The following is a 24,358-nucleotide window of genomic DNA, read 5'->3' as shown; positions in this document are numbered from 1 at the left end:
CACTCTTTTAACGACTATTTTTAGGGGTAACTTTTATGATCATCCCATCTTCGGCTTCCTTTGTTTGTTTTACAACAGGATAGCTAATGTAGCCACTCGCCTCTTCAAATTCGCGAAAAATTGATTTTTCCTCTGCTTGGGAAGGAACAATCTCTTTAAAGCGTCGATATTTAGCTAGCATAACTTCACGCTTGATGCCCTTTTCATAAGCTTTCTCAATCCCCTCGAAGAATTGAATAACATCCACGATCTCCTCTGTGGACCAATCAGTTGAAAACGGATAAGAGTATTCCATTCGACAAAACCACCTTTACGTTATTGCCCCCATTTTAACCGTATACTTTCAGCTTCTGCAACCATTCGCTTAATAAGGTCTTCAACGGTTGGGATATCGTGAATCATTCCAGTCACTTGTCCAGCCCAGCCAAAGCCCTGATCCTTGTCACCATCGTAAATAAAACGTTTATTCGCTGAGCCACTAATATATTCTTTTAATGCCTCATATGTTGGCGTTTTTTCCTCAATCTCCAAAATCTTTGCAGTAAAATCATTGCGTAAGGCACGAGCAGGTGCACCAATTGAGCGTTTAATAATGGTTGTATCTGCCTCAGTACTCGCAATTAGCGCCTCTTTGTAAGCCTCTGAAGCATCAACACACTCTCTTGTTGCTATAAAGCGAGTGCCCATTTCAATGCCTTCAGCTCCCAAGGCTTGAGCAGCCATCCAGCCACGTCCATCGCCAATTCCGCCAGAAGCAATGACAGGAATACTTACGCTATCAACCACTTGTGGAACAAGAACCATTGTACCGACATCATCACGACCAAGATGACCACCGCCCTCTTGACCCACGACCATCACAGCATCTGCTCCAAGCTGTTCAGCCTTTTGAGCTTGTCTACGAGCAGCTACAAGGACTAATTTTTTTATATCTGTGCCTGCCAGCAAATTAAATATAGGCGCTGGATTCCCCCCCGTCATTGTAACAACCGGTACTGCTTCTTCGATTGCAACACGCACCATATCCTCATAGCCTGTACCATGCATGCCAATCGCAAAATTTACGCCAAATGGTTTATTTGTTAATGTTCGGACTTTATGGATCTCTGCTCGTAACAATTCAGGATCTCGTAAACTCATAGCCGTTATTTGCCCTAAACCACCAGCATTCGACACAGCTGCGGCTAAATCAGCATATGCTAAATAGGCTAATCCCCCTTGAATAATTGGATATTTAACCTGTAATAGGTCCGTCACACGTGTATTCCAATTCATAGTACCTCCCCTTTCGTTCAATACTATTTTCTCGATATCCTGAAAAAAATCCTTTTATTTTTTAGGAAAAGCCTATTTTTTCGTGTCGTTAGGTGCTATAATTCATTTGTTTTCTTAGATATTATAAAGTGAGGTGGTACCTGCGTTGTCACAATTAGAGACTCCATTGTTCGACGTATTATTAAAACATCGGAACAGACATCCCATTCAGTTCCATATTCCAGGCCATAAGAAAGGGCAAGGGATGGATCCTGCTTTCCGAGAATTCGTCGGCGACAACGTTTTATCAATTGATTTAATTAATATTGCTCCACTAGACGATTTACATTCACCAAAGGGTGCTATAAAAGAAGCGCAAAACTTAGCAGCTGAAGCCTTTGGTGCTGATCATACATTCTTTTCCGTTCAAGGTACTAGTGGCGCCATCATGACGATGATTCTAACCGTCGTCGGTCCAGGTGATAAAATTCTAGTACCACGGAATGTCCATAAATCTATTATGTCAGCGATTGTATTCGCTGGTGCCATTCCAATTTTTATTCATCCTGAAGTCGACAGCGAATATGGGATTTCTCATGGCATATCCCCTGAAGCTGTGGAAAAAGCATTAAATGCTTATCCAGATACAAAGGCAGTACTTGTTATTAATCCAACATATTTTGGCTTTACAGCTGATTTAAAGCGCATTGTTGAGATTGCTCATGACCGTAATATTCCGGTAGTGGTAGATGAAGCGCATGGCGTACACATAAAATTCCATGATGACCTTCCATATTCAGCTATGGAAGCAGGTGCTGACATGGCAGCTACAAGCGTGCATAAGCTTGGTGGCTCCATGACACAAACGTCTATTTTAAATGTACGTGAAGGTCTTGTTTCTGCAAAACGTGTACAAGCTGTATTTTCTATGTTAACAACAACTTCGACATCCTATCCATTACTTGCTTCACTTGACACAGCGCGACGTCAGCTAGCCATTCATGGATACGATTTAATTGACGATGCATTACGTTTAGCAAAGGATGCTCGTAAACGCATTAATCAAATACCACATTTAAAGTGTGCAGGGAAGGAAAAGTTACATTCATCTGCAACTTATGATATGGACCCATTAAAACTTCTGATTAGTGTGAAAGATTTAGGTATTTCTGGTCATCGAGCTGAGGAATGGTTGAGGTATAATGCCAATATTGAAGTAGAACTGTCTGACCTTTATAATATCTTATGTTTAGTGACTTTAGGAGATACAAAAAAGGAAATTAACCTTTTAGTAAATGCCTTAACTCGTATGTCAAAAGCATTTGATTCTGAAGCAGCTATAACAGAGGCCTTGGTGAATGTGCCAGAAATTCCAGCACTTGCCATGTCCCCACGTGATGCTTTTTATGCAGATACAGAAGTCGTTCCTCTTGCCGAAGCAGATAACTGTATTTGTGCAGAGTTTATTATGGTGTATCCTCCTGGGATTCCTATTTTTATTCCCGGGGAAATAATTACACAAGAAAATATTCATTATATTCAAATGAATATTGAAGCAGGTTTACCAGTTCAAGGACCAGAAGATACAACTTTAAAAACAATTCGTGTTATCAAAGAACGTAAGCCAATTTTCTAAAAAATAAAAGCTAGCTCTTCAAAATGAACTGCTCCCTGTCAAGTAGACAGTGGAAATAATAAAAAATGTATTAAGCGGCTTGAGCCCTGAATTCTAAAGGACTCAAGCCGTTTAATCGTTTCTGATAACGATAGTAATTATAAAAATGAATATAATCATCAATCGCTAGTTTTAACTCTTCATATGAATCGAACTTATGCAAATAATACTTCTCACACTTCAATGTGCCCCAAAATGATTCAATTGGTCCGTTATCAATACATCGACCAACACGGGACATACTTTGTGTCATATTGGCTGTTTCCACAATTCGTTTAAATCCCTTCGATGTATATTGAAAACCTCGATCACTATGTATTAATGGCTGCTCGCCTGATTGTAATGATTGAATAGCTGATTTTATTGTTTTGAAAACAAGGGAATTATTATTCGAATGACCGAACACATAACTTACAATTGAACCATCATATAAATCGATAATTGCACTTAAATAAGCTTTTTTCCCGTTTCCATACTTAAACTCTGTGACATCTGTACACCATTTTTCATTTGGCTTTTCCGAGGTAAATGCCCGATTTAATACGTTCTCCGCCACATGATGTGCTGGGGATTTACGATAAGGCTTTCTCTTTCGCCTAATAACGGACTTCAATCCACTCACCTGCATTAAACGATAAATACGCTTTTCGTTAACCGTCGCTTGATTATTTTCTTTTCGTTGACGATTGATTGTCAACGTCATACGACGATAGCCGTAAATGCCATCTACTTGGTGGTAAAGGAGATCAATATCCTTTGAAATGGCTTCATTTTCAACTTCTCTGTTAGATGGCTTGCGACTTAGCCACTTATAGTAAGCAGCGCGCGAAACACCCGCGATTTCACATAATAAAAGAATCGCAAGTTTCTCCTCTTGGTGTAATTCTTGAATTGCTAAATAGCGTTGTTGTAAGCGAATTTGGCTTAGTGACTCCTCCTTTCGATTTCCTCTAACTTTTTTAAAAATAGATTTTCAGCACGTAAATGTTCATTTTCACGCTCGATTCGTTTGATTTCTAACCTTAATTTTTCTTCGGCTGTTAATTCAACTTCATTTTTTGTTCGACCGCGATGATCACGTAATCCCTCTTCACCAGTCGCTTCAAATTTCTTCACCCAATGATATACCTGTTGATACGAAACATCATAGGCTTGTGCTGCTAATTGATAATTTTTCTGGCTCTTTAAACAGTAGTTGACAATTTGAATACGTTCCTCAAACGTTGTCTTTCTTCCTTTAGTCATAGTTTGGCTCATTCCTTTACCCGAATCTTTTATTTCACTATGACTAGTATACTTTTTCACCCATTTTTTTAAAACAGAGATACTGCTAATCTTATATTTAGCGAGAATCTCCAGTAAAGTTAACCTTTCTTTAAGATAATCTTCTACCGCTTCTAGTTTTAATTCTTTGGAATACTTCGTCCAAGAGGTTGCTTCGATAAGTCCCTCTACTCCATGTACTTCATATTTAATCTTCCAAATTTGAATAGTTTGCTTAGTTACTAAGAATTTTTCACATAATTCTTTGATAGAATAATAGCCTTCATTTAATAAATGAAGAACGTTTAATTTCACTTCAATTGTATGCTTACTTCGAGCCATGAAAAAACTCCCCTTAGATAAACAGATTTTATTTTTTAATCTGTCTACCTAATGGGGAGCATATCAAAAAGAAGGGCTAGCTTTTATATTTATACAACACAGAAATGAAGATATCCTTCGTGTTGAACACAAGCAGAAAAACATTCTCTTCATTACAAAATAGATATAATAGAATATTATCAGAAGTATTTTTAATTTCATTTTCATAACGATAAATTGCTTATGCATATCACCATCTATAAAAATAAATAAACAAATAAAGGGCAGAAGAATGCTCCGATAACAGCCGTTAAACCCATTGATAAGGAACCAACTGATAATTCCTGTTCCCCATATTCTCTTAATTTCACAAGACCTACCCCGTGTGAAGCACTTCCTACTGCCACTCCTCTACTCACAGCAGAGTCGATTTTGCCATACTTAATGACTAATGGTCCGATAATGGCCCCTACAAACCCTGCAATCATGACGAAAACAGCGGTTAAAGGAGGAATGCCACCAATCGTTTCGCTCACCTGCATTCCAACAGGCGTTGTTAACGATTTAGGTAATGCTGTGAGCATCCAGCTAGGTTCTACACCAATCCATTTTAGTAACACAAAAATTGTCACTAAGCCTGTTATCATGCCGATTAGGAGTCCTGATAAAATAGAGTACTTATATTTCATAATAATTGCTCGTTGATTATAGAGAGGATATGCAAGTGCCACCACAGCTGGCCCTAGCATTTTCTGAAGCCATTCCCCACCTTCCATATAAGTTGAATACGGAATATCAAACACAAGTAAAATCACTGCACTGACAATCGTAGTAGTGACCAAGGGAATCATGATAGGATGGGGAAAACGTTGATAGAGCTTTGTAAATAAAATAAACATGATGATGGTACTAAGGACAACAGTTACTTCAATCAACAGTTAATTCCCCCTTTCCTTCTTCCACAGTAGTCTTCGAGCTTTCTTTTTTGGCCAATTCTCTTTTCTCAATAAGTTGTGTCAGTAATCCTGTTACATAAATAGAAATTAACGTACTAGCAATAACTGCTAAAATAATGAGCAGACCAGTGATTGACATGAGTTCTGGATAATCAATAACACCAACAGTTGCTGGAATGAAAAACAACGTTAAGATGCCAATTAAAAAACCTGCTCCGTCTTGTATATATTCAACCTTAATTATTTTAAAATTGAGTGAAAGTGCTAATAAAAGTAATCCAATGACGCTTCCTGGAAGAGGGATATGCAAGTAAGAAACAATGCCAACCCCCATGTAATAGAAAATAGTAAGTATCCCAATTTGCACAATAATCCGAACAACACGTAACAACAACGCAGCAAAATTTTCGTTCAACATTTCGCCACTTTTCACCCCCTATATCGTTCATTCTACATCTGCAGGAATTTTCTGTCTATTATAATTTTAGAAAAATAATGAGCAGTTACAGAAAAACCAACCCTTTCTATGGTACGCTATTAAAATTCTTTTCCCTTTATAAATCACGATTTTACATATGTAAAATGTATTGTTGTTTTGTGATCCTCTTATACACTGACCGTTAAAATAACTTCCTTCTCTTGTTATTTTCAGCATCCTTGGCTCATTAGAAGCATTTCATTATATATTTTAATCACTATCTAGCAAATTTTTAAAATTTTCTATATAATCGAAAATTACACAAGATACTAGTTTGTATACTATTAAAATTTCTAAGGTGGGATTTTCGATTTTCTTTAAAACATTAAAACTCCAAACTCGCTTTGCCTATTACAGTAGTTTTTTAATTTTTATTATCGTCACTTTAGCTGGTCTACTTTTTTATGTAACCATTTCGGATGCATTACAAACACAAATTGGTAACAGAGCGCTATATTTGGCGGAAACAACAGCTAGTAGAGGCGATGTTATAGCAGCTTTTCACACAGACAACCCATCGGAGGTTCTGCAAAAAATTAGCAATGACATCATGCATGCTGCAAAAGCGACTTACGTGGTCATAGGAGATAAAGAAGGGATACGCTACACCCATCCGCTTGCTGATCGTATTGGCAAATCCATGGTGGGTGATGATAATGACAGGGCATTGAAAAAAGGTGAATCTTATATTTCAATTGCAAATGGTTCAATGGGACAATCAATTCGAGGCAAAGCACCTATTTTTGATACAAATGGCTCGATTATAGGTGTTGTGTCAATTGGCTACTTAACAAGTGAATTAGATCACTTATACCTTTTATACCTGGATAATATTTTTTATACGATGGTAATTGCACTAAGTATTGGTATTATCGGTTCTATATTTTTGTCCCGAAATATTAAAAAGCAAATTTTTAATTTGGAGCCAAATGAAATTGCAAATCTGTTAACAGAAAAAAATGTTTTAATTGAATCAGTTCGTGAAGCTATTATTACCGTAAATGATAAAGGTGAAATTACAACATTGAATAATGCTGCAGCCAATATCTTAAATCTTGCAAACAATACGACTATCATTGGTGATAATATCGAGCAACATATACCAAATACACATCTTCTTAATGTGTTAATGAACGGTGAAAAACAGTTAGATAAATTAATGAATATCAACGGTCATGAAATTATTGTAAATCGTGTTCCTATGAAGGTGAATGGTAAAATTGTCGGTGCTGTTGCAAGCTTCCGTTTACAATCAGAAATTGAGCAAATGGCTATCGAATTATCACAAGTAAAACAATACACGGAATCCTTACGTGCCCAAACACATGAATTTAAAAATGTCCTTTATACAATTTCAGGCCTTATTCAATTAAATGCATCCGAAGAAGCCCTATCTATTATTCATAAAGAAGTACAAGGACATTCCTCTCTAACACAATTTATTACAAATCGTGTGAAAGACCCATTTTTAAATGGTTTAATTATTGGATTTTTTAACCGTGCTCGTGAATTAAAGATTCAATTGATTTTTGATGAGGATAGTTATTTAGAAAATTTTCCTGAAAATATCGAAAAAAGTCTGATCATTTCAATTATGGGTAATTTATTAACCAATGCTTTTGAAGAGGTTGAAAAAAATAAAGAGCAACAACGAATCGTCAGACTCTTTATCTTGGATAATGGCGAGGAAATCATCTTTGAAGTCGAGGACTCTGGTAATGGTTTAGCACAAGAAAAACTAGATGTACTATTTTCAGAAAATATTTCTACAAAAGATACTAAGCTCCGAGGCTACGGATTAAGGAAAGTAATTTCCAGCATCCATGATTTAAACGGCTCACTCGCTCTTGGAGAAGGCGATTTAGGCGGTGCCCTATTCATTGTATCTATTAGCAAAAGGGGGATTATCATTAATGAATGATATTGAAGTGCTAGTCATTGAAGACGATGTACGGGTAGCAGACGTACATTGTCGTTTTTTAGAGAAAATTGAAGGTTTCACAGTAATTGCGCGTGCCAACACTGGGGAAGAAGCTATAGACTGGCTTCAATCATTTTCACCACATCTTATATTACTGGATGTATTTTTACCAGATATTCTTGGAGTTGATTTAATAGATAAAATCAATGAATTAAGTCCAACAATTAGCATCATTTTAATTACCGCAGCTACAGAGGCACATATTGTTCAAAAAGCTTATCTGAAAAATGTTACGGACTATATTTTAAAGCCATTTACATTCGATCAACTAAAAGAAAGTATAGAAAAATTCCGTTACAAGCATTTATTGCTGCAAAAGAACGAGAAATTTACACAAGAAAAAATTCAATATTTATGGCCAAAAGCAACTTTAACTATTCCTCAAGATACACCACTACTACCGAAAGGCATTGATTCAACAACAATGAATCATGTTATCAATTATTTAAGTACGATGGAAGATGGTAGTACAGCTGAACTATTAGGAAGAAATATCGGTGTTAGTCGTTCCACCGCTCGCCGCTATTTAGAATTTTTAGTTACACAAAAGCAGGCATACACTGAACTCACCTATGGTACAGTTGGTCGTCCTGAGCGACGATACTTTATTTCCAAATAAACTTTATGAACAAAATGATATTAATCCACATTATTAACACAATATTTAAACAATTCTGATATACGTTATAGTATTGGTAGCGCTAGATTGATAGCGCTACCATTTTATTTTTAAGGGGGATTTTTATGTGGAGGAAAATATCAAAAATAATGGTAGCTGGCTTACTATTTACTAGTTTGGTTGGCTGTTCAGCATCAAATGGAGAAACAACAGAAGGAAAGAAAACAAGTGATTATCCGAAAAGTAATATTACTATTGTTGCTCCATCTGGGGCTGGCGGTGGATGGGATTTAACAGCTCGTGCAATAGCAAAAACAATGAATGATACAGGTTTAATTGATAAGGCAATCCAAGTTGAGAACAAACCAGGCGGTGGTGGGGCTGCCTTTATGGCAACATTCGCTACAAAGGAAGTAAATAATGATTATATGTTGATGGTTAAATCGCCTCCTATTCTTATTAATCATGAAAAGGCTGAAGGAAATAGTAAATTTGGCTACAAAGACACTACACCTTTAGCGCAATTAACGCGCGACTATGGTGCAATCGTTGTTAAACAGGATTCTCCATTCCAAACGCTTGAAGATGTATTAAATGCACTGAAAACTTCGCCCAAAGATGTCACATTAGCAGGCGGCTCTGCACCAGGCTCTATGGATCATCTAGTGGGAATTATTCCAGCTTATAAATCAGGCATTGATTTAAAAACAATCAAATATGTTTCCTATGATGGGGGCGGTGAGGCCGTAACAGCTTTACTCGGAGGGAATGCTGATGTGATTGCAACAGATGCTTCTACAATTGCTACGTATGTTAAATCTGGAGATGTCCGTGTATTAGCTGTAAGTTCATCTGAACGCTTAGAGGGTGAGCTAGCTGAAGTTCCAACATTTAAAGAGGCTGGTATTGATGAAGAATTTACAATCTGGCGTGGTATTTTTGGTCCGAAAAATATGAGTGAAAATGCAGTTGCTTATTGGTCTGAAAAATTACAAGCAATGTCTGAATCAGAAGAATGGCAAGCTGAAGTAACACGTAATGGCTGGCAAGCCGAATACCGCAACGCTGAAGAATTTACAACCTACCTAGATAATCAAAATAAAATAATTGTTGAACTGTTAACAGCTCTTGGTATGCAAAAATAGGAATAATATTTGTCAAGAAAAGGGACACAAGTATTTCAAAGAAATATAGAACTACTTGTGTAACCTTCTATTATTCTCTATGGAGGTGAAAACGATTGAACCACACATTTGATAAAGTATTTAGCATTATCTTACTCACACTAAGTATTTTATTTGTCTTTCAAGCAACACAAATTTCTGATAGTGCTTATGGATCTACTGTCGGTCCTAAAATATTTCCACTCTGTTTAGGCATTATTTTAGGTTTATTAAGTCTTCAATTATTTTATGAATCGTGGAAAAATGCTGTGAAAGAGCGAATCACAGGAGGACCAACTACTTCTTCTAAAATATCTTCAACAGAGCTCAAAAAGTTCTTAATTATTTTAGGTAGCGCTCTTGCGTATGTATTTTTCCTTGAAAAAATAGGATATATGATTACTACATTTTTATTTTTATGCATCAGTTTCCAAATGATGGAACGATCTAAACTGATCTATTCAATCATTATTGCAGCTGGTTTTTCACTGGGTGTCTATTATGTATTTACAGGTTTACTAGGAGGGTCTCTGCCTAGTTTTCCGACTTTTTAGTATAAAGGAGTGAACATATGTCAACATTGCAATTTTTAGTTGATGGATTTGCTATTGCCTTCCAATGGCAAAATCTTCTATTCGCTCTTGTTGGTGTTATAATTGGAACAGCAGTTGGTGTACTTCCGGGGATCGGTCCCATGAGTGGTGTTGCTTTATTAATCCCTGTTACAGCAACCATTACAGCTGGCTTACCAACGGAAGCGGCAGCTACAAGCTCAATTATTTTACTTGCAGGAGTATATTATGGAGCCATGTATGGTGGCTCAACTACTTCTATTTTGTTAAATACGCCTGGTGAATCCTCATCCGTTGTCACAACATTGGATGGCTATCAAATGGCGAAGCAAGGCCGTGCTGGAAGTGCTCTTTCTATCGCAGCCATCGGTTCATTTTGTGCTGGGGTAGTAGCGTTACTAGGTCTGATATTATTAGCGAACCCCCTTTCAAAATTAGCATTAAAATTCGGACCAGCAGAATACTTTTCGTTAATGTTACTAGGGCTGGCGGCAGTAAGTGGACTTGCAGGACGCTCTATAACAAAAGCTTTAATTATGACTGCCTTAGGACTTATGCTCGGCACAGTAGGTATCGATGCAGTATCCGGTATCGAACGTTTTACATTTGGTCAGCCGATGCTATTCTCTGGTATTGAATTTTTAACGATTGCTGTTGGTTTATTTGCGTTAGGTGAAGTGTTTAAAACGATTCTTGAAAAAGACGAAGAAGATGGTCAAATAGCAAAAATTAATCGTGTATTACCAACAAAGCAAGATTTAAAAGATAGTGCTGTTCCGATTGCCCGTGGCTCATTATTAGGTTTTTTCATTGGTGTATTGCCTGGCGCGGGCGCAACCCTTGCCTCATTCTTTTCTTATATTACCGAAAAAAAATTCAGTAAAACACCTGAGCAATTCGGAAAAGGCCATATTGCTGGTGTAGCTGGACCTGAATCAGCTAACAATGCGGCATCAGGCGGTGCAATGATTCCATTGCTAACATTAGGAATTCCTGGTTCAGGTACTACAGCTATTTTAATGGGTGCACTTATTATGTACAATATCCAGCCAGGTCCCCTATTATTCGAAGAGCATCCTCAAGTTGCTTGGGGATTGATTGCTAGTATGTTTATTGGGAATTTAATGTTATTAGCATTAAACATGCCATTGGTCCGTATTTTTGCAAAAATCATCGAAACACCTAAAAAATATTTATTGCCAATTATTATCGCCATTTCAATTTTTGGTGTTTATGCTGTACAATTCGCTACTTTTGATTTGTATCTATTACTAGCTTGTGGTGTACTTGGTTATTTATTTGCTAAAAATGATTATCCAGTAGCACCATTAGTCCTTGCACTTGTACTAGGGCCGATGATTGAAAATAATATGCGCCGTGCATTAACTATCTCTAATGGAGATTTTTCTATTTTTGTATCAAAGCCTTTATCTCTCACATTTTTAGTAGTAGCGATTTCTTGGTTACTTATACCACTGTTCATGAAAATGCGTGGAAAAAATGTTCTTATTAACGAAGAAGGTTAAAATATATAAAATCCACTATACATAATTTCCATATAGTGGATTTTTATTTTTCCCTATAATGCGTGACCAGAGCCGCCATCAATATTAATAGCTGTTCCTGTAACATAGCTTGCCGCATCAGATACTAAAAAAGTGATAACGTTTGCTGCTTCTTGCGTATCACCTACACGACCAAGCGGAATTGCTTGCCCCACTTTACGAGAATATTCTTCCCACGATAAATTGGGTTCTTCCTTTTTCCATTTCTTTTCGATTTGATCACTACGAATCAGTCCTATACATACAGAGTTTACTCGAATATTATTCTTCCCTAAATCCTTGCTCATCGCTTTTGTCAAGGCAAGACCGGCAGCACGACTTACAGTAGTAGGAAGTGAGCTTGCAGGTGGCGTTTTCGCCATCACCGCTGTCACATTAACGATTGCACCGCCCCCAGCCTTACGCATATATGGAGCTGCATATTTTGAACAATGAATAGCTCCAAATACCTTTAGATCTAAATCTGCCTGCCACAGCTCACTACTCACCGTTTCAAAGGGATTCGCTGAAGCTGTACCTGCATTATTAATAAGAATATCAACACGTCCATAATGTTCTACAGTACGCTCGATTAGATATTTACAATCTTTTTCTTTTGTAATGTCAGTTGGAACAATTAAAACATCTACGCCTGTTTCATTTTTTATGCATCCAGCAGCCACTTGTAGTTGTTTTTCACCACGAGCGCAAAGTACAACCTTTGCACCCTCTTTAACAAGCTGCATGGCTGTATAATAGCCAATCCCTTTACTCGATCCTGTTATAATTGCTACTTTCCCTGTTAAATTAAGCTCCATTATTAAATCCTCCTTACTTTCTACAATGCTATCATTATAGCATTTATCGATTATTCAGAATAATCAAAGGAACTTGTAAATGATAGAATTAATATTTGATGGCAATAGTGTTACGGAATATTTTCCATAAGGAGCTACTTTTTACTTATCATTGTGTTTTCTAACTACATGCTAACTATTATTTCGTTCTTATTTTTCTGCACCTAATGCACGAGGCACCATCGTTTCTACTAATCGTTTTCATCCTCATATAGTATTTTTTAGCTCTATACCAAAAAGCGACTGTATTCTCTCCTCTGACATTATTTCATGTACAGTACCCTATACAACATCCTTATCCTTTGCAGTCATCAAAACCCGATCAGCTATAAAAAGGTATGATTAGGACAATACGTGTAAATAATTGAACCAGAGCTAATAAAAAAAGGAGTGTAGTTAAGCGAATGATCCATCCGCTTTATCTACACTCCTTTATTCAAATTATTTTTTTGCTACAATGTGGATTGGGTTGCCAAGTAATACTTCAGCAGTTTCCATTGTAATTTCACCTAATGTTGGGTGAGCGTGAATTGTTAATGCAATATCCTCAGCAGTCATGCCGCCTTCAATCGCTAAGCCCATTTCAGCGATCATATCAGATGCACCAGCACCTACGATTTGAGCACCAATTAATAAGCCATCTTCTTTACGAGCAACAAGCTTCACGAAACCTTCTGATTGGTTTAATGCAAGAGCACGACCATTTGCTGCGAATGGGAATTTCGCTGCAGTGTATTCGATGCCTTCTGCTTTTGCTTGTTCTTCGTTGTAACCAACTGTCGCCATTTCTGGATCTGTGAAACATACAGCAGGTACAGCAAGATAATCAACTACTGATTTTTCACCAGCAATTGCTTCAGCAGCAACTTTACCTTCGTAAGATGCTTTATGTGCAAGTTGAGGACCTGCAACGATATCACCAATTGCATAGATGTTTGGAATATTTGTACGACATTGTTTGTCAACATTGATTAGACCACGTTCACCGAATTCAACTCCGATTTCAGCAAGGCCCATTTCATCTGTATTTGGACGACGACCTACAGTTACTAATACATAATCAGCTTCAACTTTTTTCTCTTCTCCGCCAACTTCATAAGTTACTACAACGCCGTTTTCAGTTTCTTCTACGCCTTTTGCAGATGCGTTAACTTCAATTTCAACGCCTTTCTTTTTAAGGCCTTTTTTCACGATTTGTGTCATTTGTTTTTCGAAGCCAGCTAAAATATCTTTTCCGCCTTCAATAATTGTTACTTGAGAGCCAAGGTTTGCGTAAGCAGATCCTAACTCTGTACCAATATAACCGCCACCGATAACAACTAATTTACCAGGAACTTCCTGTAAAGAAAGTGCACCAGTAGAATTTAATACGCGATCAGTGAATTTGAATGTTGGAATTTCAACTGGACGAGAACCTGTTGCAATAATGACATTGTTAAATGTGTAAGTTTGAGCAGATTCACCATTGATGATACGCACTGAATGAGCGTCAACGAAATAAGCTTCACCTTGTACAATTTCAACTTTGTTCCCTTTAAGTAAGCCTTCAACACCGCCAGTTAATTTTTTAACAACGCTGTCTTTAAATGCTTGTGCTTTTGAGAAGTCTAATTTCACATCAGAAGCGATGATTCCCATGTCATCTGAATGTTTAGCTTGCTCAAAACGGTGACCTACTGAAATTAATGCTTTTGATGGGATACAACCTACGTTTAAGCACACACCACCAAGTACATTTTTTTCAACGATTGTTACTTTTTGGCCAGTTTGAGCTGCACGAATTGCTGCTACATATCCTCCAGGACCTGAACCAATGACAAGAGTATCTGTTTCGATTGGGAAATCTCCTACTACCATTTTTGTTACGCCTCCATTAATAATAATTCTGGCTCACTTAACAAACGCTTTAAGTGATTTAAAGCATTTTGCGCAGTGGCTCCATCGATCATACGATGATCAAAGCTCAATGATAATGCTAACACAGGTGCGGCTACAATTTCACCATTTTTTATTACAGGTTTTTCTGAAATTCGACCAATACCTAGAATTGCTACTTCAGGATGGTTAATTACTGGTGTGAACCATTGTCCTCCTGCAGAGCCGATATTCGTAATGGACATGGAAGCACCTTTCATTTCATGTGGTGCTAGCTTCCCTTCACGGGCTTTCGTCGCTAATTCATTGATTTCATTAGACACTGCAAATACAGATTTACGATCTGCATGCTTAATAACTGGTACTAGTAAGCCTCTTTCAGTATCTGCTGCAATACCAATGTTATAGTAATGCTTTTGGATAATTTCTTGTGTTGCATCATCTAAAGAGCGATTAAATTCTGGGAACTCGCGTAAAGTTGAAATAAGTGCTTTCACTACATATGGTAAGTATGTTAATTTAACACCTTTTTCAGCAGCGATATCTTTGAATTTTTTACGATGTGCTACAAGAGCTGTTACATCGACTTCATCCATTAGTGTAACATGAGGAGCCGTTTGTTTCGAGTGTACCATTGCTTTTGCAATCGCTTTTCGAATACCTGACATTTTCTCACGAGTCTCTGGGAAATCCCCTTCAAGAACTACTGGTGCTGCTGGTGCAGACGTTTCTTGTTGAACTGTTTCTTCTGATGCTTCGATAGTTGCAGTATCGGCCTCTACAGTGCCGCCACCTTTTAAGAAGTTTTCAATATCTTCTTTAAGGATTCGACCGTTTTTGCCTGTACCCTTCACTTCACGGATATTTACATCGTTATCACGGGCAAATTTACGTACAGAAGGCATCGCAATCACACGTTTAGTTTCATCAACTACTGTCTCCACTTTTTCTGTAGCTTTTTCAGGAGCGTTTTCTGGTGCCTTTTCCTCTTTAGCAGGAGCTTTCTCTACGTTCTGACCAGATTCAGCAGTTGCTTGAACTTGTGCCTCTGTTTTTGCTTCAGCATGATCGTCACCTTTTAGCTTTAAGTCTTCATAGCCAGGTGCGTCAAATCGGATTAAAACATCACCAACAACGGCAACTGTTCCTTCTCCTACTAAAACTTCCTCTACTGTTCCTTCAACTGGTGAAGGGATTTCTACTACCGCTTTATCATTTTGTACTTCACAAAGAATATCGTCTTCTTTTACTGTATCTCCAGCTTTAACGAACCATTTCACAATCTCGCCTTCGTGAATACCCTCGCCAATATCCGGTAATCTGAATTCAAATGCCATGTGTACCCATCCTTTCTATTTACTGTTGTTCAAGTTTAGAAGCTTTATTAGAATGTTAAAACTTTTTTCGCTGTTTCCATTACATCTTTGTAGTTTGGTAACCAAACACCTTCAGCTTGTGGGAATGGGTACACAGTATCTGGTGCAGCCACACGAAGAACAGGAGCCTCTAAGCTTAAAATTGCACGCTCTGTAATTTCTGCTACTACGTTTGCAGCGATCCCTGCTTGTTTTTGAGCTTCTTGGACAACGATTGCACGACCTGTTTTTTCAACTGATGCAATAATAGTTTCAACATCGATTGGTTGAATTGTACGTAAGTCGATTACTTCTACAGAATGTCCTTCTTTTTCAAGTTCTTCTGCAGCCTTTAAGCTTTCATGAACCATTAAACCGTAAGCAACAATTGTTAAATCAGTACCTTCACGTTTTACATCCGCTTTTCCTAGTGGAATTTCGTATGCTTCCTCAGGCACTTCTTCACGGAATGAACGGTATAGTTTTAAATGCTCTAAGAAAATAACTGGGTTGTCATTACGAATAGAAGAAATAAGTAAACCTTTTGCATCATATGGTGTTGATGGAACAACAACTGTTAATCCTGGTTGTGCTGTCATTAAGCTTTCTAAGCTATCTGAGTGCATCTCAGGTGTATGCACACCACCACCAAATGGTGAACGGATTGTTACTGGTGCATTGTATACGCCACCACTACGGTAGCTCATACGTGCTAGCTGGCCACTGATTGAATCCATTACTTCATAAACGAATCCGAAGAATTGAATTTCAGGAACTGGACGGAATCCTTGAAGAGAAAGGCCAACTGCTAAGCCACCAATACCTGATTCTGCTAATGGTGTATCAAAAACGCGGTCTACCCCAAATTCTTTTTGTAGGCCTTCTGTCGCGCGGAATACCCCACCGTTGACACCTACATCTTCCCCGAATACAAGAACGTTTTCATCATTCTTTAATTCTGTGCGAAGTGCATCTGTAATTGCTTGAATCATCGTCATTTGTGCCATAGGTTATTTCGACTCCTTCTCTTTATAGATTTCATACTGTTCTTTTAGATTAGATGGCATTTCGCCTTTATACATATTTTCCATTAACTCTGTTACTTTTTGTTTTGGAGCAGCATCTGCTTTTTTGATTGCTTCTTTAATTTCTTCTTTTGCTCGCTCAATAACTGCTTCTTCTTTTTTCTCATCCCATATACCTTTTGCTTCTAGGTATTTACGGAAGCGAACTAGAGGATCTTTTTGAGCCCATTCATTATCTGTATCAGAAGTACGGTAACGAGTTGGGTCATCCCCAGCCATTGTATGAGGACCATAACGGTAACACATTGTTTCAATTAATGTTGGGCCTTCACCATTAACCGCGCGCTCACGAGCATCACGAGTTGCTACATAAACTGCAAGCGCATCCATTCCATCTACTAAAATACTTGGTAAACCTGCTGCTACACCTTTTTGTGCAATTGTTTTAGCAGCTGTTTGCAATTCACGAGGTGTTGAGATTGCATATTGGTTATTTTGTACGATGAAGATTGCTGGAGATTTAAATGCACCTGCAAAGTTAATGCCTTCATAGAAGTCCCCTTGAGAAGATCCACCGTCACCTGTATAAGTTACTGCAACAGCTTTTTTCCCACGTTTTTTAATACCAAGTGCCACCCCAGCAGCTTGAATATACTGTGCACCGATAATAATTTGTGGAGCTAAAACGTTTACACCTTCAGGAACCTGGTTCCCAATGAAGTGACCACGTGAGAATAAAAATGCTTTTTCAAGAGGTAAGCCATGCCATACAATTTGCGGTACATCACGATAACCTGGTAAAATCCAATCTTCTTGTTCTAATGCAAAGTGAGAAGCAAGTTGTGAAGCTTCTTGACCAGCAGTCGGTGCATAGAAGCCTAAACGGCCTTGACGATTTAATGAGATTGAACGTTGATCTAAAATACGTGTGTAAACCATACGCGTCATTAACTCAACAAGTTCCTCATCTGATAATTTCGGATCCGCCTCTTTATTTATAATTTCGCCTTCTTCATTCAAAATTTGAAACATTTCAAACTTATCTTCGATTTCAGTTAGCGTTTGTTTAGCATCAAAAATATTATTGTTTTTCTTGCTCATTTGTCACATCTCCCTTTCAGCTGTATTAAAATAAATCACCTTTTTAACTAGTACAACTTATTCTTGACACTCAGTATACTGAATAAAATACTGTCGGTCAATCATCTATTACTGCTATATACAAAGATTTTTTCTAGAATAACAATCAAACGCCGCTGTCCTATACTGTATTACTAATATTCAAATTCTGTATTACAACACCTTGCTCACACCATACAACTGTTACGTTTTCCAATAGGTTTTCCCCTAGTAGAATACCCCATTCTCGAAAATCTAATAGCATTAGAAAAATTTTTTGAGTATATTCAAATAAGGTCTTTTTTCATGGGATTGTACGAAAACGTGATGTATACTTATTAATAAGCACTACAAAGTTGAAAGGAAGATTACTATATGATTTTAATGGATGATATTATCCGCGAAGGTCATCCGACTTTACGCACAAAAGCAGAGGAAGTTAAATTCCCTTTAACTGATGAAACAAGAAAGCTTGCTGAGGATATGCTTCAATATTTAATCAACAGCCAAGACCCTGAAGTGGCAGAAAAATACAATTTACGTAGTGGAATTGGTTTGGCTGCTAATCAGGTAAATAGCTTACAGCGTATGTTTGCCCTTCATTTAAAAGATGAGGCTGGTGAACAATTAAGCTTTGTAGCCATTAATCCAAAGATCGTTAGCCACTCTGTTGAAAACACATACCTATCAGCAGGAGAAGGATGTCTTTCTGTTGATCGTAATATTCCTGGGTATGTACCTCGCCATGCACGCATCACAGTAAAATTTAAAACAATTGATGGTGAAGAGAAAAAAATGCGCCTTAAGGGCTTGCCAGCTATTGCCTTTCAGCATGAATTAGATCATCTAAACGGCGTTATGTTTTATGACCGCATCAATGAAAAGAATCCGTTTGCGGAAATACCAGATTCAATCCCATATGAGCGCGACTAAAAACAACCTCGGCAGTTAGTACTATCTGCCGAGGTTGTTTTTTATTTATATTCTAATTGTCTATCCACATTTAAACGAGCATTGATCGTCTCAATTAACGCTGGCAACTCCTCCATTGTTTCAATTGTATAGTGAGCGCCAGTTTCTTCAAAAATACATTTTGTTTTCGTTATGATTTGTTGCTGCTCTTCTGAAGATAGAGAACGGAATTCTTCTTCGGAAAGGCCCATTTCCGAGCTTCCAATAATTACGCCAACAGCCCAAACACCTGCATTCAAGGCTTCTTTTATATCAGATGTTGTATCGCCAACCTTGACAACTTGCTTCGTCGCTTGCGATCCTAACGCCTCCATATTTTTAAAAATCATATATGGATATGGTCGCCCTTTATCGCCTACCTGTGTAGGTGTTACGAGAAAATCAGGTTGATAGCCCTTGTCAGCCGCATGCTTTGCCACTACTTCCATCATTGCAGTTGTGTAGCCAGTTGTAGAGCCTATATGAATACCTGCTTTTCTTAATTGCTGTACTGTTGTTTTCACATGCTGGATAGGATCTGTATAAGTCGCTAAAGACTCCATTAATTTTGTTTCGAAATGACTATACAATACATGCACGTCTTCTTCCGTAAAGGGTTGTCCATGTACACGGTGCCATTCTTCTTTAATTCTTGGCATTTCTAGCATGGTGCGGATATGATCAATTTTCAGCATACCCATTGGTTTACGAGCCTCTTCTAGTGTAACTGTAACACCAGCGTCCTCAAAAATTGTTAAAAAAACTTTTACAGGGGCAAAGCAACCAAAGTCAACTGCTGTGCCTGCCCAGTCCAAAATTACCGTCTCAATTTTCATTGTTTTTCACCACCATATAATTTTCAATAACCTCACATAATGCAAGCATATCATCCTCATGAATATCACCAATATTGCCAACACGGAATGTATCGACATCCGTAAGCTTACCTGGATAGATAACGAAACCTGCCTTTTTCATTTCTTGATAAAAATGCTCAAAAGAAAACTCTTTATGCGGGAATAAAAATGTTGTGATAATTGGTGATTGAAGCTCCTCCGAAATATACGCTTTCAATCCTAGCTCTGATAAGCGAGAGCGAAGTAGATGATTATTATACGCATAGCGCTTATAGCGAGCATGAATGCCACCTTCTTCAATTAATTCTTCAAGTGCCTTCGCAAAAGCAGCCACTACATGTGTAGGTGAAGTGAAACGCCATTTCCCGTCTTGCTTCATCACCTCCCATTGATTATACAAATCTAATGCAACACTTCGAGCTTGTCCCTTACATTTTTCTAGAGCTCTTGTATTCGCAATAACAAATCCAAACCCTGGAACACCTTGAATACATTTATTGGCACTACTAATGCAAAAATCAATATGCAAGCTTGATAAATCCATTGGTACGCCTCCAAAGCTACTCATGGCATCCACAATAAATGTTTTGTCGAAGGAATGAACAACTTCTCCAATTTCTTTAATTGGATTTAAAATACCAGTAGTCGTCTCACAATGTACGATAGCTATATGGGTAATACTTGCATCTCTTTCAAGGAAGGCTTGAACTTCTAATGAGGATGGCTGTTCATCATAAGGAACACTATAAACAATATGCTGCAACTTTAAGACTTTGGCCATTTCAACAATTCTTTCACCATAAGCACCATTTGTAAGTATCAGCACTTTATCATTCTCACCAATTGCTGTTGTTAGTACAGACTCTACGACAAAGCTCCCACTTCCTTGCATCAGTACCGTAGTGTAATCAGGCTCATCAACTTGTGCTAATTTTAAGAGCTGCTTACGAATTACTTGTGTCACATTTTTATAATCGTCATCCCAAGTACAACGATCTTTTAACATTTCTCGTTTCACCGCTTCAGTTGTTGTCAATGGACCTGGCGTCAATAATTTATAGTTACTCATCTGCTATAACTCCTTATCTCTGTGCTTCCTTAAAGAAGGCTTGGTGTTTTTCTAATAAATCTACGGTTAAAGTTTTATCCCATTTTTTCAAATACGCCGGAACGTGCTCGTCCTTTACTTGTTCTCCTTCATATAGAGCTACAGGATATTGCTCTAAAAGACCATTACGAGCCTCTGTTGCAATTACCGTTGCTATTTCTTTTGCTAATGCTTCATCACCTTCTTTATCTACAACAGCTACAGATTCCGTTAAAGTGAAATTTCCTTCTGTCGGATCAATATAATCAATCGGCAACCCTTCGTTTTTGGCATCAATAGCTTGGATACGTAAACCAAAGCCAGCAGCAACTTCTCCTGTTTTCACCTTTTTAATAGGGCCAGAGCCTGAACTTTCAATATGTGGTCCTGCATTTTTAGTTAAATCTGATAAAACTTTTTTCCCTTCCTCATCACCATATTCCTTTATAATAGCTTGTACTAAGAGCCATCCTGTTGAGGAGTCCATAATGTTTGGGAAGGACACTAAATCCTTATAAGCAGGGTCTGTTAAATCTTTAATGGATTTCGGTATAGATAGCCCTTTTTGTTGTAATACCTCTGTATTAATAAAGATAGAGCCTACGTTACCTAAAATCGGCAATGCATACGTAACACCCCCATCAAGAGGCTTTAAGTCTGAAGAAATATCTACAAACATAGATTTTGAGGTTTGTGCACTTTCTATAAAATAAGAAGCCATTGTTACAACATCTGCTTCAATATCTGTCCCTTCCGCCATCATTTTGCCACCTAACTCAGAAGTACCAAACGACTGGATTAAATACTTACCTTGATAGCCCTTGTCATCCAATGTAGTTTCCATCACTTCAATAGCTTCATCATCAGCATTTGAATAAATGATGACTTGCTCTTTGGAATCTGCCGCTACCCCTCCACATGCAGCTAAAACGACTGCTGCTACACTCACTGTCCCTAACATCATGCCTGTTGACTTCTTCATTTTGAAATCTCCTCCGTTTTTTCTTTATGTGCTGCTATATAATCACAACCTAATTTCACAATGAGGTTTGTACATAAAATGAATATTGATAAAACAAAAATATCTGTGTACTTTGCGAAATGCTGTAGCTCTTTTATCCTTGTCGATACAAGCATTGTCTTTGTGCTGACAAGGAAAATAACGCCACTGACCGTTACCATAGCATTTAAAAAATAATAGCTAAACATTTGATAAATCGTCGGCCTAATATTCGGTAAAATAATTCGTATCACGGTTTTTAGCCACGAATCCTTTAACAGCTCAGCTGTCACTTCCCAGGTAGGATCCATTTTTTGCAATGAATTTTTAGCCATTAAATAAGGTGTCGTAAAAAAATGCACTATATTACATGCGATAATAATAAGAAAAGTACCTTTTAATGAACTTCCATTAAAGAAAAACAAGTAGGATAACCCAAGCACCATACCTGGTACTGTATTTGTCATCATAGAAGCTACATCTAAGCTTTTCCGTCCTTTTAACGGTGTCCTTGCATTAAGAAGCGCTGACATAAATGTTATGCCCACACCAAATATGGCTGTTAGTACCGCTACGATGAGAGAATTGATGTAAACCTTCGTCAAATCTTTCTCTGCAAGTACATTTTGAACATGCTCTAATGTAAAGCTGAAATCGTACGGATAGCCTTTGGTAAAAGGCACAATAAACATGGTTGAAAAAATAATACCTACAACTGTTACACAGAGAATTGAATAAATTGTAAATAGCCCGTCTCGTAAACGATGCTTAACAAGTTCACTTTGCCCAACTTGTTTATATTGAAAATTGAAGCGCTCTAAAATCGTTAGGATGACAACACCTAGTACAGCAGGTACTAGCATGAACACCGAAATGACTGCTCCACGTTCAAAATGTACAATGGAACCTAACATGGCTTGGTAGAGCTCAGTAGCTATCACTCTGTAATATCCACCAACAGATGCAGGGATCCCAAAGTCTGTGAAGCTTAAAACAAATGTTAAAATAAATGCCCCACCAACAGTCCCTAACATAGGACGGAATACGGTATGATAAAAACGACGCATTGAATGATCATGCATTAACATGGAAACAAGTAAAAAACGTTTATCGATATATTGCATGGAGTTTTGCATTAATATAAAAGCAACTGGTAATGTGTATAATACGTAACCGATCACCAAGCCGTTATACCCATAGATTGTAAAAAGAGGCTGCCCCACTAATTTTGTTAGAATTCCTTGATTTCCAAATGTATAAATCAATACAAAGCCATATGTAATGGTTGGCAGTAGCATAGGCAAGGTAATTCCAATTTGCACTAACTTTTTTGTATGGCGATGCATCGTAGTAAAATGAACAGCATAGGCCAACAAAAAGGCTAAAACGGTTGTAATCACCGATGCTACAAAAGAAACTTTAAAACTATTCGTAAAAGCTTCACGAATTTCAATACTCTGTAAAGCCTCTATATAATTTTGAGTGGTCACGACATGACCTATTTTGAATGACTGCCAAAACATATAAAGCAATGGCACAATTAAGAAGAATAGAAAAAATAGTAGAATCGGCAGAAAAATTAATTTCATCATTTTATTTGTTTTAAGCATATGTTTCTCCAAATAATTGATAGATGTTATGTCGCTTAATTTGAAGCTGTCTTAAGATAAAATCCTCTACAAATTGATTTTTCGGCGCTGTTACTATTTCATGAGGTGTGCCAAATTGAGCAACTGTACCTTCATTAATTATCATGACTTTATCTGATAAGGTAAGCGCTTCTTCTGGATCATGTGTCACGATAATCGTCGTCAAATTAAATTCACTTGCGATGGATTTAATGCGTTCCTTTATGGATTCCTTTATAACGCCATCTAGTGCACTTAGTGGTTCATCTAATAATAGAATTTTAGGTTGCATCACGAGTGTTCTGGCAATGGAAACACGTTGTTTTTGCCCACCAGACAGTTCATGAATCTTTTTATGCAAATGAGGAGTTAGCTCTAAAAAATCAATGTATTCTTGTATCTCCTCTTTGGACATTTGCAGGTTTCTATTTTTTAATCCATAAACAATATTGTCGTATGCATTTAAATGAGGAAATAACGCAAAATCCTGAAATACAATATTAAATCCTCTTTCTTGCATTGATTGCTTGGAAATATCTTGTCCATTGTAGACAAGCTGACCAGCAGTTGGATCTACAAGTCCTAAAATGATATTTAGCAAAGTAGTTTTACCGCAGCCACTCGGCCCTAGCAATGAAATGATCTCACCTGATTCGATGGTTACGTTGATATCTACTAAAACTTTCTTATTTTTATAGCTTTTTGAGATATTTTTTAGCTCTAACAAATTGGTCACCTCACTCAGTTCTTAGCTTCAGTATAGAGACCATTTGTAAAG

The 24,358-nt window shown here is 37.5% G+C and carries 22 protein-coding genes; 7 read left to right on the top strand and 15 right to left on the bottom strand.

Annotated features, from left to right (window positions below; translation table 11 throughout):
* Window positions 1–7 precede the first annotated feature (7 nt).
* Window positions 8–295 (bottom strand): UPF0223 family protein, encoded by a 288-nt coding sequence (locus MHB39_RS04575; RefSeq protein ID WP_016992870.1) that lies wholly within the window; start codon window positions 293–295, stop codon window positions 8–10.
* Between the two features lie 20 nt (window positions 296–315).
* On the bottom strand, window positions 316–1,275 hold the full coding sequence (locus MHB39_RS04570; RefSeq protein WP_312127325.1) for a nitronate monooxygenase family protein: 960 nt from the start codon (window positions 1,273–1,275) through the stop codon (window positions 316–318).
* Window positions 1,276–1,420: 145 nt separating this feature from the next.
* Here MHB39_RS04570 and MHB39_RS04565 point away from each other — a divergent pair, with 145 nt between their 5' ends.
* Window positions 1,421–2,890, top strand: coding sequence for an aminotransferase class I/II-fold pyridoxal phosphate-dependent enzyme (locus MHB39_RS04565; RefSeq protein ID WP_016992872.1), 1,470 nt, complete (start codon window positions 1,421–1,423; stop codon window positions 2,888–2,890).
* Window positions 2,891–2,960: 70 nt separating this feature from the next.
* Here the strand turns inward: MHB39_RS04565 and MHB39_RS04560 are convergent.
* From MHB39_RS04560 to MHB39_RS04550, 3 genes are all read right to left on the bottom strand, one after another.
* Window positions 2,961–4,534, bottom strand: a protein-coding gene (locus tag MHB39_RS04560; RefSeq protein WP_342544679.1) for an IS3 family transposase whose coding sequence is annotated in 2 segments (ribosomal slippage) — window positions 2,961–3,892 and window positions 3,892–4,534 — 1,575 coding nt in all. Because the reading frame shifts where the segments join, the coding sequence is not laid out codon by codon here.
* Between the two features lie 236 nt (window positions 4,535–4,770).
* Window positions 4,771–5,448: an LrgB family protein gene (locus MHB39_RS04555; RefSeq protein ID WP_036077059.1), complete on the bottom strand. Its 678-nt coding sequence runs from the start codon at window positions 5,446–5,448 to the stop codon at window positions 4,771–4,773.
* On the bottom strand, window positions 5,441–5,887 hold the full coding sequence (locus MHB39_RS04550; protein WP_036077057.1) for a CidA/LrgA family protein: 447 nt from the start codon (window positions 5,885–5,887) through the stop codon (window positions 5,441–5,443). Before MHB39_RS04550 ends, MHB39_RS04555 begins: the two co-directional genes overlap by 8 nt.
* Before the next feature lie 334 nt (window positions 5,888–6,221).
* On the opposite strand from MHB39_RS04550, the gene MHB39_RS04545 reads away from it, so the two are divergent.
* The 5 genes from MHB39_RS04545 (at window position 6,222) to MHB39_RS04525 (ending at window position 11,808) form a co-directional block, all read left to right on the top strand.
* The gene (locus MHB39_RS04545) at window positions 6,222–7,868 is read left to right on the top strand and encodes a sensor histidine kinase (protein ID WP_244905052.1); all 1,647 of its coding nucleotides are present in this window, start codon (window positions 6,222–6,224) and stop codon (window positions 7,866–7,868) included.
* Entirely contained in the window at window positions 7,861–8,547 is a 687-nt protein-coding gene (locus MHB39_RS04540; RefSeq protein ID WP_342545934.1) for a response regulator, read from the top strand. Before MHB39_RS04545 ends, MHB39_RS04540 begins: the two co-directional genes overlap by 8 nt.
* Window positions 8,548–8,672: 125 nt before the next feature.
* Window positions 8,673–9,692 (top strand): tripartite tricarboxylate transporter substrate-binding protein, encoded by a 1,020-nt coding sequence (locus tag MHB39_RS04535; RefSeq protein ID WP_312125570.1) that lies wholly within the window; start codon window positions 8,673–8,675, stop codon window positions 9,690–9,692.
* 95 nt (window positions 9,693–9,787) lie between these two features.
* A complete protein-coding gene (locus MHB39_RS04530) occupies window positions 9,788–10,264 on the top strand; it encodes a tripartite tricarboxylate transporter TctB family protein (RefSeq protein ID WP_036077053.1) in 477 nt (158 codons plus the stop codon).
* A gap of 17 nt (window positions 10,265–10,281) precedes the next feature.
* Window positions 10,282–11,808 (top strand): tripartite tricarboxylate transporter permease, encoded by a 1,527-nt coding sequence (locus MHB39_RS04525; protein ID WP_036077051.1) that lies wholly within the window; start codon window positions 10,282–10,284, stop codon window positions 11,806–11,808.
* Window positions 11,809–11,861: 53 nt separating this feature from the next.
* Here MHB39_RS04525 and MHB39_RS04520 read toward each other — a convergent pair whose 3' ends face one another.
* The 5 genes from MHB39_RS04520 to pdhA form a co-directional block, all read right to left on the bottom strand.
* The gene (locus MHB39_RS04520; RefSeq protein ID WP_016995007.1) at window positions 11,862–12,644 is read right to left on the bottom strand and encodes an SDR family oxidoreductase; all 783 of its coding nucleotides are present in this window, start codon (window positions 12,642–12,644) and stop codon (window positions 11,862–11,864) included.
* Window positions 12,645–13,124: 480 nt separating this feature from the next.
* The gene (gene lpdA / locus MHB39_RS04515; RefSeq protein WP_004224738.1) at window positions 13,125–14,540 is read right to left on the bottom strand and encodes a dihydrolipoyl dehydrogenase; all 1,416 of its coding nucleotides are present in this window, start codon (window positions 14,538–14,540) and stop codon (window positions 13,125–13,127) included.
* A 5-nt stretch (window positions 14,541–14,545) separates the two neighbouring features.
* Window positions 14,546–15,895: a dihydrolipoamide acetyltransferase family protein gene (locus MHB39_RS04510; RefSeq protein WP_258859606.1), complete on the bottom strand. Its 1,350-nt coding sequence runs from the start codon at window positions 15,893–15,895 to the stop codon at window positions 14,546–14,548.
* A gap of 47 nt (window positions 15,896–15,942) precedes the next feature.
* Entirely contained in the window at window positions 15,943–16,920 is a 978-nt protein-coding gene (locus MHB39_RS04505) for an alpha-ketoacid dehydrogenase subunit beta (RefSeq protein WP_004224734.1), read from the bottom strand.
* Window positions 16,921–16,923: 3 nt separating this feature from the next.
* Complete coding sequence (gene pdhA, locus MHB39_RS04500) at window positions 16,924–18,039, bottom strand: pyruvate dehydrogenase (acetyl-transferring) E1 component subunit alpha (protein ID WP_258859607.1); 1,116 nt, start codon at window positions 18,037–18,039, stop codon at window positions 16,924–16,926.
* Window positions 18,040–18,432: 393 nt separating this feature from the next.
* Here pdhA and def point away from each other — a divergent pair, with 393 nt between their 5' ends.
* Window positions 18,433–18,990, top strand: a complete 558-nt coding sequence (gene def, locus MHB39_RS04495) for a peptide deformylase (protein ID WP_016995004.1) — start codon at window positions 18,433–18,435, stop codon at window positions 18,988–18,990.
* A 41-nt stretch (window positions 18,991–19,031) separates the two neighbouring features.
* Here def and phnX read toward each other — a convergent pair whose 3' ends face one another.
* The 5 genes from phnX to MHB39_RS04470 are packed head-to-tail and all read right to left on the bottom strand — an operon-like array spanning window position 19,032 to window position 24,307.
* Window positions 19,032–19,844: a phosphonoacetaldehyde hydrolase gene (gene phnX / locus MHB39_RS04490; protein ID WP_342545933.1), complete on the bottom strand. Its 813-nt coding sequence runs from the start codon at window positions 19,842–19,844 to the stop codon at window positions 19,032–19,034.
* Window positions 19,834–20,934 carry a 2-aminoethylphosphonate--pyruvate transaminase gene (phnW, locus tag MHB39_RS04485; RefSeq protein ID WP_016995003.1) on the bottom strand — a complete coding sequence of 367 codons (1,101 nt, stop codon included), beginning with the start codon at window positions 20,932–20,934 and terminating at the stop codon, window positions 19,834–19,836. The genes phnX and phnW overlap by 11 nt, the downstream gene beginning before the upstream one ends.
* A gap of 13 nt (window positions 20,935–20,947) precedes the next feature.
* Window positions 20,948–21,934, bottom strand: coding sequence for an extracellular solute-binding protein (locus MHB39_RS04480; protein ID WP_342545932.1), 987 nt, complete (start codon window positions 21,932–21,934; stop codon window positions 20,948–20,950).
* Window positions 21,931–23,562, bottom strand: a complete 1,632-nt coding sequence (locus MHB39_RS04475) for an ABC transporter permease subunit (RefSeq protein ID WP_342545931.1) — start codon at window positions 23,560–23,562, stop codon at window positions 21,931–21,933. Before MHB39_RS04475 ends, MHB39_RS04480 begins: the two co-directional genes overlap by 4 nt.
* Window positions 23,555–24,307: an ABC transporter ATP-binding protein gene (locus MHB39_RS04470; protein WP_342545930.1), complete on the bottom strand. Its 753-nt coding sequence runs from the start codon at window positions 24,305–24,307 to the stop codon at window positions 23,555–23,557. Before MHB39_RS04470 ends, MHB39_RS04475 begins: the two co-directional genes overlap by 8 nt.
* Window positions 24,308–24,358: the final 51 nt, after the last annotated feature.

Origin of the sequence: Lysinibacillus sp. FSL K6-4013 (assembly GCF_038630435.1) — a bacterium.
Lineage (GTDB): Bacteria > Bacillota > Bacilli > Bacillales_A > Planococcaceae > Lysinibacillus > Lysinibacillus boronitolerans.
Note: the sequence above shows the minus strand (reverse complement) of the source record. Positions and strands in the feature narration are given on the sequence as shown.